Raw genomic sequence first — 13724 nt, forward strand, 5'->3', positions numbered from 1 at the left:
GCGCCAGCTCATTACAGTGGCATCAGGGGCCAGGCCGCCTTCCAGGATCTCGTCCCAGCCAATAATACGGCGTCCTTTGCTGTTCAGGTATTTTTCCATGCGCTGGATAAAGTAGCTCTGTAACGCATGCACATCTTTCAACCCTTCGTCCTTCATGCGTTTCTGGCATTTGGGACATTTTTCCCAGCGTGTTTTAGGGGCTTCATCGCCGCCAATATGTATGTATTTGCTGGGGAACAGCGCCATTACTTCATCCAGCACATCCTGCAGGAACAGGAAGGTGCTGTCGTTGCCGGCGCAGTAAATATCTTCAAAAACACCCCATTTGGTGCCTACTTCATAAGGGCCGCCGGTGCAGCCCAGGTAAGGGTAAGCGGTTAATGCTGCCAGGGAGTGGCCGGGCATTTCTATTTCAGGTATCACGGTTACATGGCGCGCAGTGGCATAGGCTACTACGTCCTTAATTTCTTCCTGGGTGTAATAACCGCCGTAAGGTTTACCGTCAAATTTCTGATCGTTGTAATGCCCTACCATGGACTCTTTGCGCTTGGAAGCTACTTCCTGCAGGCGCGGATATTTTTTGATCTCTATACGCCAGCCCTGGTCTTCTGTAAGATGCCAGTGAAAAGTATTCATCTTATGCATGGCCAGCAGGTCAATATATTTCTTTACAAAGTCGGCGGAAAAGAAGTGGCGGCCTACATCCAGGTGCAGCCCGCGGTAAGGGAAGCGGGGATAATCATTGATATCGGCGCCCGGTATCCATAAGCTGCTGCCTTTTTCAACCGGTAATAACTGAATAAGGGTTTGGATGCCGTAAAAGGTGCCGCTGCCGTCGTTGCCGTTAATATCGATCCGGTCTTTGCCCACTTTTAAGGTATAACCTTCTGCATGTTTGCTGCTATCAGTACCGGTATGCAGCACAATGGCGTTCTTATCGCCCTGTTCTGCCACGCTCAGCTCATAGCCGGTAAGCTCTTTCAGCCAGGCATTGAACAGGCCTGCGGATTGCTTATCCTCCGGGGTAGTGGCTACCAGCACGGTTTGTTTATCCAATAGAAAAGAATCGGGCGTTTCCTGCACGCTTACCGGCATAGGTATGATGCTTACCTTGCCTTTGGGTGCTGCTCCCTGTTGATTGTTGGTACAGGCGGTCAGGCCTGCCAGGGCGAGTGCTATTACACAGGGTAACAGGGCCCGTTTACGGTTCATTGTTCTGTTCATAAATGTTATTTCAGCCAGGTTGATGGGTGGTATAAAAGACGGTTCCGAAGATACAACTTTCAGTATAACGGTTTATTCTTTTATTTCCAGCTCAGCTACCAGGGGCCGGTGGTCGGAGGCAACAGTTTCCTGTATTACGCGGGTGGCCGTTACGTTAAAACGGTGTTTGGGATACAGCAGTATATAGTCCAGCTTTACGGTAGGCGTATCTGCCGGGTAGGTAGGGCCGGCTGCCTGGGTGGCATCGGTGAACAGCTGCTTTAAAATACCGGTTTCTTTGGAGGCAGGAGCTGCATTCAGATCCCCGGCCAGTATTACAGGTGTTTTGGCATTGGTAAAACGCTGCACCAGGGCCGTGGCCTGGTTTATACGGTCGCTGGGCTCATCGCTGGCATCCAGGTGCGCGCTTACAAATTGCAGCAGGCTGTCGCCGGGCAGCTGCAGGGTAATAATGCCGGCTATGCGCGGCTCCCGGTCCTTATTACCAGGTAAGGCTATACGTTCCGTAGCGGTAATAGGCATTCTGGACAGGATGCCGGTGCCATAGGCGCCGCCTTCATAGTCCATTGCTTTTGCAAAATAGGTGTACATGCCGGTAAGGGAAGCCAGTTCTTTAAGCTGATCGCTGCCTTGCGTGCGGGTAGTGGCGCTGTCTACTTCCTGCAGGGCTACCAGGTCAGGATTAGTGGCCAGTATAACGTTGGCAATGCCTTGCAGGTCTACGGCGCCCTGGTTGTTCTGGCCGTGATGAATGTTGTAGGTGAGCACTTTCAGATTTTGCGCAGGTAGTAGTAACGGCCAGCTGCAGCAACAGAGTGCCAGGATAATAAGGTAACGGTTCATAGTTTATCAGAATAATGAATAATTAAGAATTAATAATCGCAAAGCAGGTTTTACGCGCAATACCGGCGCTACGTCTATTAATTATTAATTCTTAATTATTAATTGTTTTAAGTTACAACATTTCCTGATAAGCCTTCTCCGCTTCCTCCCTGATCTTTTTAACCTCCGCAGCCTGGGTAAGGGAAATACCGTATTCCGGCACTCCGGGAATGCCGCCCATGCTTACATTGGGGTTACGGTAGGTCATACCGCTTTCTACATAGGCTTTGGCAGTGGTATGATATTCCACTGCGCCCGTTTCCTTTACAAGAGCGGCAATGTTATGGGCCCGTACACCGGAGCCTACCATAATGGCTATACGTTCCTGTGACTGCTGCACCAGCGTTTTCAGCAGGGCAGCACCTTCCGTTGCTGTATTACGCTGCCCGGAAGTAAGGATGCGCTCACAGCCTGTTTCAATAATATCTTCCAGGGCCTGCAGCGGGTCTGCCGTCATATCAAAGGCACGGTGAAACGTAACGCCCATGGGCCAGGCCAGGTCAACCAGTTTTTTACATCTTTCTTTATCTACCTGTCCGTCGGGGGTGAGAATGCCTATTACAACGCCGTCACAGCCCAGCTGTTTACACATGGTTATATCCCGCTGCATTACTTCAAACTCAAGGTCATCATATAAAAAATCGCCCCCGCGCGGGCGTATAATAGGGTACAGGGCGATCTGCACTTTTTCCCGCGCCACTGCTATGGTAGCGTAGCTGGGGGTGGTGCCGCCTTCCAGCAGGTTATCGCACAGCTCAATGCGTTGTGCACCCCCTTCCTGGGCAGCTATGCAGGAACCTACGGAACCGGCGCATATTTCTAAGGTAATGCTCATCGTTTTTAGTTGGCAGTTGCCTGTTTTAGTTGGCAGTTGCCAGTGGGCAGTTGGCAGTAAAAAGTACTGCGTAGTGCCGGTTTTAAATAGTTTGCAGTTGGCAGTGGGCAGTTGGCAGTCAGGAGTTACTGCGTATTAACAATTACACAATAACCATTCCCTGCTTCAAGTTAGCTGTTACAAGTTGGTAGTTTGCAATAAGAAGTGCTTCCAGACTGCCCACTGCCCACTGGCAACTGCCAACTATTTTCCTGTCAATTAATAAAAATGTTTCCCTTTTATCAGCTCATTCCGCGTATCGCTTGTACACACGGCATAGCTGAACCCTTCCTGCAGGCAGTAAGCGCCAAACTCACCCTTTTTATTCAGGGCCAGGAAGCCTACCTGGATCTCTTTCGATTTCTGCGGGCTCTTTTTCACAATACGTTTTACGGCTTCTTTACAAGCTGCTTCAGGCGAATAGCCCTGCCGCATCAGCTCTACCACCAGGTGGCTGCCTACAATACGGATCACCTCTTCACCCACACCGGTAGAGGTTGCGCCGCCTACTTCATTATCCACATACAAACCGGCGCCAATAATGGGAGAATCGCCCACACGGCCCCGCATTTTAAACGCCATACCGCTGGTGGTGCAGGCGCCGGACAGGTTGCCCTGTGCATCCATCGCCAGCATGCCAATAGTATCGTGGTTATATACGTTGCCCGGCAGCTGCAGCGGGCTAAATGCCGTAGTGCCGTTAGCGTTATAAGACTTGTTCTCTATATTCATCTGCGGCTTGTACTCAGATTTTTTCAGCCACTCTTTCCAGGCTTTTTCTGATTCCGGCGTTAGCAGGTTCTCTTTTTTGAAACCGTTGGCCAGCGCAAACTGCAGCGCGCCTTCGCCTACCAGCATTACGTGCGGTGTTTTTTCCATTACGGCACGGGCCACGGAAACAGGGTGTACAATATGTTCCAGCGCGGCTACAGAACCGCAGTTCCCCAGCTCGTCCATGATACAGGAGTCCAGGGTTACATGGCCATCCCGGTCGGGATAACCGCCATAACCTACGGTAGTTACTGCCGGATCAGCTTCCGGTACCTGCACGCCGGCTTCTACGGCGTCCAGTGCACGGCCGCCTTTTTTCAACACTTCCCAGGCAGCCTTGTTGGAAGGAATGCCGAAGTCCCAGGTAGAGATCACGATAGGTTTCCCCTTTACGGTTTTACCTGCTGCGCTGGCAGATGCTGCGCTTACTCCATCCAAAGAGAAAGCAGCGGCGCCAAGGGCCGCTGCTTTTAAAAAGTTTCTACGATCTTGCATATAAGATAATATGGATCGAAAGATACTGTATTTATTTTATTCGTTCAATCCCACTTCCGTTACAATCCTCCATAGGCCTTCCACTCTCTGCTTTTCCCCGCACTAAGCCTTGGAATCATCGTCGCCACCAGCCATCCTTTTACACCTTCCTCCTTGCACCAGGCCATCGACCGTCGTCCGTGGACTGCAGGCTTTTCCAGCCATTCCACTCACACTCTCCTCCCGCACCAGGCCATGGACCATGGACTATCGACTATGGACCACTTAATCCTTCATCTCCCAAGCCAGCGCACTTGCGCCCAGGATAGCCGCATCGCTTTCCTTCAGCTCAGAGAACACCAGCTTCACTTTATTCTGGAAAATAGGCAACAGGTTCAGCTCCATATGTTCCCGTACCGGTTTCATGATAAGGTCACCGGCTTTGGTTAAGCCGCCAAATAATATAATGGCTTCCGGGCTGCTGAACATCACGAAGTTGGCCAATGCCTCACCCAGTATCTTACCGGTGAACTCATATACTTCCCTGGCCAGCGGATCGCCTGCCATAGCCGCGTCAAACACGGTTTTGGAGTTGATATCCTCTTTCTTCAGATCACGCAGTGTGCTCTTGGTTTCCGGGCGGGTAGCCAGGAATTCCAGCGCCGTGTTGGTTACGCCGGTAGCGGAAGCATAGGCTTCCAGGGATCCGTGCGCACCGGTGCCGGGGTGGTACCTGCCGCCGGGGATCACTATACAGTGGCCCAGCTCACCTGCAAAACCATCATGACCATATATCAGCTGTCCGTTGGCAACAATACCGCTGCCTACGCCCGTACCTAAGGTGATCACGATAAAATCTTTCATGCTGCGGGCAGCGCCATACATCAGCTCTCCCAATGCAGCTGCATTGGCATCATTGGTTAATACAGTAGGCAAACCAAATTTTTCTCCCAGCAAATTAGCCAGTGGTATAACGCCTTTCCAGCGAAGGTTTGGTGCATACTCAATATTACCGGTGTAATAGTTTCCGTTGGGCGCGCCCACACCTATACCCCTGATATTATCGATGCCGCCTGCCTGGTCTATCAGTTTAGACAGGTGCTCATGCAGCTCGTCTAAAAAACCAGCTACATTTTCATGTTGATTGGTTAACATACGGCCATCGCACAGAATATTGCCTCTGCGGTCTACAACGCCGAATTTTGTATTGGTTCCACCAATATCAATGCCCACTACTAATTGCTGACTCATAATCGATTCCCTGAGATTTTAAAATAGTTTTAACTCTAAATGCAAAGAAAGCCAGGTATGCAAAGCATAAGGCTGGTATAATATAAGAGGCATGAATGCCCAGAGAGGTATCTGCTAATCCGCCCTGTACCGGAGGTACCAGGGAACCGCCTAAGATCATCATCACCAGGAAAGAAGAAGCCTGGCTGGTATATTTACCCAAACCTGCAATAGACAGGGAGAAGATAGAAGGCCACATTACGGAACAGAATAAGCCGCCGCTTACAAAAGCAAAGGTAGCAACTGCACCGGTGGTTAATAAACCTACCACCATGCCGGCTACACCCAGTAAGCCAAAGATCATTAAGGTTTTGGCGGGTTTTTCCTGTCCGGCAAAGAAACCGATGATCTGTATTACGATCACACCGGCATAAGGATACAGTGCGCTGATGTCGTTGCCTTTCCAGGCATTGGCGCCTAAGATAACACCGTAAGCAATAAACGGTACGATCACAAATAACAGCTGACGCGTTGCCTTGGAAACGTTGAACACCGTGATGGCGCCCGTCCAGCGGCCGATCATTAAGCTACCCCAGAACAGGGAAATGTAAGGATCGATCTGTGATTCAGCTAAACCTTCAGGAGTAAGGAACCCCGGGTGTTTCAGCAATGCGCCCATGTTACTGGCCACAGAAACTTCTACCCCTACATACACAAAAATGGCGATCATGCCCAGCACCAGCTGCGGGTACTTCATAGCGCCCCAGCCTTCACCATTTTTCTGTGAAGCTGTTTTAGCATAGAACAGCACAGCGAGGATACCAACAATACCGGCAATAAAGAACGGTAATGCATTCTGTGTAGTAATGCCCACCATGATCAGCACAAACATGGCAGTAATGCCTATCAGTGCGCCACTGGCTTTGCTGGATTTTTCAAAATGTTCATCACCGGTGGTTTTAGGCATTTTTACCAATGCAAAAATACCGGCTGCTACCAGGAACAATACAATGAGCAGGATGTACAGCGTATTGATCTTGCTGATGTCTGTTTTGGAAGCATCGCCACCCTGTGCGCTGCCAAACAGCAGCATGCTTACAATAATAGGTCCGATGGTAGTACCAAAAGAGTTTACACCACCAGCCAGGTTTAAACGGTGTGTGCCCTTGGAAGGGTCACCTAATAAAATGGCAAAAGGGTTAGCGGCAGTTTGCTGCAATGAGAACCCAAGTGCTACAATAAAAAAGGCTCCTAAGATCAGGTAAAACGCGCCGGACTTGTTAGCCATGCCGTTACCAAGGTTTACTGCACCTATCAGCGCAGCCGCGCCTACAACGGATATCAGCAAACCGTAAATGATCCCTTTCTGATAACCGATCTTGTTGAGAATATCAACACCACGGATAACAGAAAAGAGATAGAGCAATAGGGAACCGATGAAATACGCGCCGTAAAAAGCAAAGTCAATTAACTGGGATTCCAGTTGGGTTAGATCAAAATGCGCTTTACAAAACGGGATAAAGATGCTGTTAGATGCGGCCACAAACCCCCAGAAGAAAAAAACGAGAACAAGTACTGAAAAGGAGGGATGTGTACCTTGCTTTGATTGTTCAGCCATAAACGTGTTTAATTACTATGGATTATTACCCGATAAATGTATAAATTATTTTTTAAGATTTTCTAAAATAAAAATAAATTCTTGAAATTTTATATTATGCAAAAACGTTTTAGCGCGCAGATTATAGAAAATTATCTAAAAATGGTAGTGAATGAAAAAAACGGAAAAATACCACTTCCGGGGTTATAAAATACCGGAATAGTTGTTTAAGTTCGTGTTACAGTGAACCAAAATCTATATATTTTTCATCATTTTAAGTTATATCTATGTCGTCAAACTCGCCCGTTGCTGCATTGCCGGAGAAGAAAGCCAGCTATGTGCAATCGATTACCATCATTGGTATCCTATTCTTTGTATTTGGATTCGTTACCTGGTTGAACGGTACGCTGATCCCATTTTTGAGGATAGCCTGCGAACTCAGTATAGGCCAGGCTTTGCTGGTAACGTTCGCCTTCTTTTTAGCTTACTTTTTCCTGGGCTTGCCTTCTTCATTCATCCTTAAAAAGGTAGGCTTCAAGAACGGTATGGCACTGGGCCTGGTGGTAATGGCCGTTGGGTCGGTTATTTTTCTGCCCGCCGCCAATACCCGTAGCTTTGGAATGTTCCTCACCGGCTTATTTGTACAGGGCGCCGGCCTTACCTTGCTGCAGGCCGCTTCCAACCCATATATCAGTATTATAGGCCCTATTGAAAGCGCTGCTAAGCGAATAAGCATTATGGGTATCTGTAATAAGATAGCCGGCATTATTGCGCCGCTGGTACTAAGCACCATTGTATTAAAGAATGCCACCGCGCTGGAAGAGCAGATCAATACCGCTACCGATGCCGCACAAAAATCGCTGCTGCTGGATAGCCTGGCTTCCCGCGTAATAGGCCCCTATATTGTAATGGCCGTTGTGCTGGTGATAGTTGCCTTCTTCATTAAACGCTCCTCCTTACCGGAAATAGATACATCCGGGAACGACGCAGGTTCCACCGGTACAGAAAAGACCAGCATTTTGCAATACCCTTACCTGTTGTTAGGTGTGCTGTGTATCTTCTTATATGTAGGGGTAGAGGTAATGGCCGGAGATGTGATCGGTACCTACGGTAACCAGATGGGTATGAGCCTGGATAAGACCAAATACTTCACCTCCTTTACACTGGCCGCTATGCTGGTAGGGTATATAATAGGTATCATTACCATCCCTAAGATCATTTCGCAGAGTATGAGCTTACGGATCTCGGCTATACTGGGCTTAATATTTACCACCTGCGCTTACCTTACAGATGGTTATACCGCCGTAACTTTCATTGCATTATTAGGTTTAGCCAATGCCCTCATGTGGCCTGCCATATGGCCCCTGGCTATTGATAAACTGGGCAAATACACCCAGCTGGGCGCGGGCCTTTTAGTAATGGGCATTGTTGGCGGCGGCGTGCTGCCGCAGGTGTATGGCGGCCTGTTTAATAAGGATGGTATGCTGGGTTTCCTGCATTCCGAAAGTATTAATTTCCGCCAGGCATTTTTATACTGCATGCTGCCCTGTTACGCTTACATTCTGTATTTTGCAGTAGCAGGCCATAAGGTAGGAAAACCGAAGGCCTAAGTATTTTTTGACTTGTTATTCAACTGCCGAAGCCCGTGGATCACTGATCTGCGGGCTTTTTCTTTTAGTATTTGCCTGCCATTTTCCACCTCATCCCCGCATCAAGTCCACATCAAGTCCACGTCAAGTCCACAAGGCATGTGAGAATGATCTTACTACAATTGTACTAATACTCATATATGATTGCACTCCATTGCCTGTCAGGTCCTGCTGCAATCCTTTCATCTCTCTCTTTTCGCCGCAATCCCTTATTACAGTTGGGTAATTAACCGCGGTGCCTTATTTTTAGGCGTACTTTATACATTTAATATCATCTATCTAATTAAGATGCTACAACAAACCAGGGATCAGTTCATTCAATTATTTAACAACACGCCCGTGCTGGTAAGCTCTCCCGGCAGGATCAATTTAATCGGTGAGCATACGGATTATAACGACGGTTTTGTATTACCCGCCGCTATTGACAAACGTATTATTTATGCAGTAGCATTGAACGGCACCAACAAATGCAACGCATATGCCGCCTTTAATAAAGAGCAGGTAAGTTTTGACCTGGATGCTGTAAAACCTACACCGGGGTGGATCAACTATCTCCTGGGCGTGGTAGATCAGCTGCAAAAGCGCGGTTATAAAGTACCGGGCTTTGATTGTGTAATAGCAGGCGATGTGCCGGTAGGCGCAGGCCTTTCATCTTCCGCAGCTGTAGAAGGCGGGCTGGTAGCAGCGCTGGATCATTTAATGAGTTATGCGTTATCCCGTATGGATATGGCGCTGATAGGGCAAAAGGCAGAACATACTTTCCCCGGTGTAAAATGCGGTATCATGGACCAGTTTGCGAACCTGCATGGTAAAAAAGACCAGGTGATGCTGCTGGACTGCCGCGATCTTACCTACACTTATTATCCCTTTAACTTCCCTAACCAGAAGATTGTGCTCTGTAACTCCATGGTGCACCATTCCCTGGCCTCTTCTGAATATAATGTACGGCGCCAGCAATGTGAAGCCGGCGTAAAAATATTACAGGCTGCCTACCCGCAGGTGCAGTCCCTGCGCGATGCCAGCATGGATATGCTGGAAGCCGTAAAAGATAAACTGGACGATATTGTATATAAACGCTGCGCTTATGTAATAGCGGAAATAGCCCGTGTGCAGCTGGCCTGTGATTACCTGCAGCAGGGCAACCTGCAGGAGTTTGGTAAGCTGATGTATGCTACGCACGACGGTCTTAGCCGCCTGTACGAAGTAAGCTGCCCTGAGCTGGACTACCTGGTAGATCTGGCGCAGCAACGCCCTGAAGTAGCCGGCGCGCGCGTAATGGGCGGCGGTTTTGGCGGCTGCACCATTAACCTGGTGCAGGAAGATCAGGTTGAAGCGTACACAACGTATATCCGCGACCGTTATCAACAGAAATTCGGCAAGGCGCCTGAAATTTATGTAACCAGTATTGAGGAAGGCGTGCAGGTGCAGTAAGCATAAAGCGGAAAGCATAAAGCAAAAAGCATAAAGCACAAAGCATAAAGGATAAGACAAACTAATCCGGTAATCTCTCAGGGGCTTCAGTATCCGGCCTTCAGCTTTATGCTTTATGCTTTTAGCTTTGCGCCTTTTTATATTACATTTACTCCTTACTACGACAGTCAGTGTATGATGAAAAAAGCAGCAACATTCCTAGCAGGCGCACTGTTATGCTACAACGCAGCAGTAGCGCAATCCACCATCAAACCTTACGGTGCCCTCCCTACCAAAGCCCAGGAGAACTGGCAGGATATGGAGTATTATATGTTCATTCACTTTGGGCCCAACACCTTTACCGACCGGGAATGGGGGCATGGCGATGAAGATCCCCGCATCTTTAACCCTACCCAGCTGGATGCCCGCCAATGGGCGCGTACGGCCAAGCTGGCCGGTATGAAAGGCATTATCATCACTGCCAAGCATCACGATGGCTTTTGCCTGTGGCCCAGTAAATACAGCACCCATACTGTACGGGAAAGCGCCTGGAAAAATGGCAAGGGCGATGTGCTGAAAGAGCTTTCCGCCGCCTGTAAAGAGTATGGCCTTAAGTTCGGTGTGTACCTGTCACCCTGGGACCGTAACCACCCGGCTTACGGCACCCCGCAGTATAACCAGATCTTTGCCAAAACGCTGAATGAAGTATTATCCAGCTACGGTCCCGTGTTTGAGCAGTGGTTTGATGGCGCCAACGGGGAAGGGCCCAACGGCAAAAAACAGGAATATAACTGGCAGCTGTTTCACAGCGTAGTATACCGTGAACAGCCCAATGCAGTAATTTTCAGTGATGTGGGCCCCGGCTGCCGCTGGGTTGGTAATGAAGATGGCTATGCAGGCACTACCAACTGGAGCACCCTGAATGTAACAGGTTACGAGCCCGGTAAAAATGCGCCCTCACAGGCCACCCTTAATAAAGGAGATGAAGACGGCGAAAAATGGGTGCCCACAGAATGTGATGTATCCATCCGCCCGGGATGGTTTTACAGCGAGGCTACCAACGACAAGGTAAAAAGCGTAGCAAAGCTGCTGGACATTTACAACGCATCCGTAGGCCGCAATGGTAACCTGCTGCTGAATGTACCGGTTGACCGCCGCGGGCTTATCAACGCAAATGACTCAACCCGCCTCATGGAGTTCAAACGCCTGCTGGAAACCACGTTTAAAAATAACCTTGCCCGCAGCGCCAAAGTAACTGTAACCGATATACGTAAGAACAATACCGCTGTTAAGGCTAATTACCTGGTAGATGGTAATAACAAAACCTACTGGGCTACGCCTGATGAGGTGCACAATGCCGGCATTACGCTCACCTTTGCCAAACCGGTTACCTTTAACCGGGTGGTACTGCAGGAATATATTGCCCTGGGCCAGCGCGTAAAAGCCTTTACTGTAGAGGTATTGGAGGATGGCGCTTTCAAAGAGGTAGCCAATGAAACCACCATCGGGCATAAACGCCTGCTGCGGGTGCCCACTACTACCACCACCCAGGTACGCATTAATATAAAGGATGCCAAAGCCTGCCCGGTTATCAGCGAGGTACAATTATATAATGCCCCGGACCTGCTGGCCGATCCTGAGATCAAACGCGATAAAGAAGGTGTGCTGTCCATTACCTGCGCCTCACCCGATCCGGAGCTGCACTATACGCTTGATGGCAGTGAGCCCACCTTTACTTCCCCGCGTTACAGCCAGCCGTTTGCCCTGGTTGAGGGCGGCGTGGTAAAAGCTAAGGCCTTCATTCACAAAGGCAAAACAGCCAGCTCCACCATCAGCGCCAGCTTTAATATGGCCCAGTCCAAATGGAAAGTGCTGGCAGCAGACGGTAAGGCCGGAACTGCAGTCAATGCCATAGATGCCAACCCGGAAACTTACTGGACCTCCGGCAAAGGCGCCTTTGGCCATTATCCGTATGAGCTGGCCATTGACCTGGGCGAAAGCCTGAGCCTCAAAGGGTTCAGCTACCTGCCACACCGGGATCCGCACACCACTTTCAGCGGTATTATTTATAAGTATGCTTTTTATGTGAGTAATGATGGGAAGGAGTGGGGTCAGCCGGTAAGCACCGGCAGTTTCGACAACATCCGCAACAACCCTGTTCAGCAAACCATCCGCTTCCCGCAGGCCGTTACAGCCCGCTATATTAAACTGGTAGCCCTGGAACCGGCTTTTGAAACGGACCACGATGCTAGCGTAGCCGAACTGGAGGTGTTAACAAAGTAGGAAAATAATTAATTCATTATAAACGGATTGTCTTGGGAGTTATCCCCGAAGGCAGTCCGTTTTTCAATTATGTTAAAGTATTGTCATAGCAAAAAAAAAGTCTGATAATAATAGAATATGTTATAATTTTGCGGAGAATTAATTAAAGACACTTGTTTCACAATTTAATGCTGAACTGAAGTTGGAAAACTTTGCGACCCATACCAACATCTCTGCGTATCATCCTTCTCTGATGGAAGGCATGTACTCTATTGGGTGTAATGTCTTTAAATATCTCTCCCGACGACCTCGCATTTGATAGCATTCGTCTAACATATTGGCATGCTATCGCACAATGATCTACCCCATCATTTGTGATTTCTATTTTTCCTGACCACATAAGGCAGCTCATTTAATACTATTGGTTCACTTTTTTCAATTTACGAAAGTTGGAAAATACAGATATCATCGTTAGGGTAGCCACTCCCGACGATAAAATTTATGCAAAAACCATCACCGACGAGATGGAATCCTCCGCCAAAGCGCGCGGCACCGGTATTGCCAAACGCTCACCTGAATACGTGGAGTTGAAGATGGATGAAGGAAAGGCTGTAATAGCACTAACGGCAAAGGGCGAATGGGTAGGCTTTTGTTACATTGAAGCCTGGAGCCATGGGAAATTTGTTGCCAACTCCGGCCTGATCGTTAATCCCGCCTTCCGTGGCCATGGTGTGGCTAAATCAATTAAGCACCGCATCTTTGAATTGTCCAGGGAAAAATACCCGGATGCCAAAATATTTGGTCTTACCACCGGCCTGGCCGTAATGAAGATCAACTCAGAATTAGGTTACGAGCCCGTTACTTACTCTGAGCTTACAGATGATGAGGAGTTCTGGAAAGGCTGCCGCAGCTGTGTGAACTTCGACATTCTCACGGCCAAAGAACGTAAGAACTGCCTGTGTACCGGCATGCTCTACGATCCTGCGCAGAAGCTGAAGGAAGCGGAAGAGAAAGCCATGCGCGACAGAGCCGCCGCTGAGCATAAGACCGTAAGCGTGCAGCCGCAAATGATGGTAGCCGCCAATGGTAATATTGATATGCTGCATCCAAAGAAACAACGGGCGTTCAAAGAGAACTTCCGCCTGTTTGAACGTTGGCTGCGGTATAAAAGATATGTGCTGCTGAAAGGCGGTAACACCAGCGCAGCCAGCAACAACAAAAAGAAATTCTTTTTGTTCAACCTGTTTTAATGGTGCTGTTTCAACGATAATTTAGCAATTTTACCACCTAACCATCAGAACCATAATAATGAGTAAAAAAGTAGTACTGGGATTTAGCGGAGGACTCGATA

The 13724-nt window shown here is 48.7% G+C and carries 10 protein-coding genes; 4 read left to right on the top strand and 6 right to left on the bottom strand.

The features are described 5' to 3' along the window. The 6 genes from VIM87_RS11285 to VIM87_RS11310 all read right to left on the bottom strand — a co-directional run. Positions 1-1224, bottom strand: a 1224-nt coding sequence (locus tag VIM87_RS11285; protein ID WP_331997093.1) for a beta-N-acetylhexosaminidase, incomplete at its 3' end; no start/stop codon positions are given. 72 nt (positions 1225-1296) lie between these two features. Then, positions 1297-2067 (bottom strand): endonuclease/exonuclease/phosphatase family protein, encoded by a 771-nt coding sequence (locus tag VIM87_RS11290; RefSeq protein ID WP_331997094.1) that lies wholly within the window; start codon positions 2065-2067, stop codon positions 1297-1299. Between the two features lie 112 nt (positions 2068-2179). Next, on the bottom strand, positions 2180-2941 hold the full coding sequence (locus tag VIM87_RS11295; RefSeq protein ID WP_331997095.1) for a copper homeostasis protein CutC: 762 nt from the start codon (positions 2939-2941) through the stop codon (positions 2180-2182). Between the two features lie 258 nt (positions 2942-3199). After that, positions 3200-4246 (bottom strand): N(4)-(beta-N-acetylglucosaminyl)-L-asparaginase, encoded by a 1047-nt coding sequence (locus tag VIM87_RS11300; RefSeq protein ID WP_331997096.1) that lies wholly within the window; start codon positions 4244-4246, stop codon positions 3200-3202. A 264-nt stretch (positions 4247-4510) separates the two neighbouring features. Continuing rightward, positions 4511-5476: an ROK family protein gene (locus VIM87_RS11305; protein WP_331997097.1), complete on the bottom strand. Its 966-nt coding sequence runs from the start codon at positions 5474-5476 to the stop codon at positions 4511-4513. Then, positions 5448-7073 (bottom strand): MFS transporter, encoded by a 1626-nt coding sequence (locus VIM87_RS11310; protein WP_331997098.1) that lies wholly within the window; start codon positions 7071-7073, stop codon positions 5448-5450. The genes VIM87_RS11305 and VIM87_RS11310 overlap by 29 nt, the downstream gene beginning before the upstream one ends. 266 nt (positions 7074-7339) lie before the next feature. Here VIM87_RS11310 and VIM87_RS11315 point away from each other — a divergent pair, with 266 nt between their 5' ends. From VIM87_RS11315 to VIM87_RS11330, 4 genes are all read left to right on the top strand, one after another. Continuing rightward, positions 7340-8662, top strand: coding sequence for a sugar MFS transporter (locus VIM87_RS11315; protein ID WP_331997099.1), 1323 nt, complete (start codon positions 7340-7342; stop codon positions 8660-8662). Between the two features lie 327 nt (positions 8663-8989). Further along, complete coding sequence (gene galK / locus VIM87_RS11320; protein WP_331997100.1) at positions 8990-10132, top strand: galactokinase; 1143 nt, start codon at positions 8990-8992, stop codon at positions 10130-10132. Between the two features lie 174 nt (positions 10133-10306). Then, complete coding sequence (locus tag VIM87_RS11325; RefSeq protein WP_331997101.1) at positions 10307-12394, top strand: alpha-L-fucosidase; 2088 nt, start codon at positions 10307-10309, stop codon at positions 12392-12394. Between the two features lie 428 nt (positions 12395-12822). Then, positions 12823-13623 carry a GNAT family N-acetyltransferase gene (locus tag VIM87_RS11330; RefSeq protein WP_331997102.1) on the top strand — a complete coding sequence of 267 codons (801 nt, stop codon included), beginning with the start codon at positions 12823-12825 and terminating at the stop codon, positions 13621-13623. The last annotated feature ends 101 nt before the right edge of the window (positions 13624-13724 follow it).

The sequence above is a fragment of the Chitinophaga sp. genome (assembly GCF_036569125.1).
Lineage (GTDB): Bacteria > Bacteroidota > Bacteroidia > Chitinophagales > Chitinophagaceae > Chitinophaga.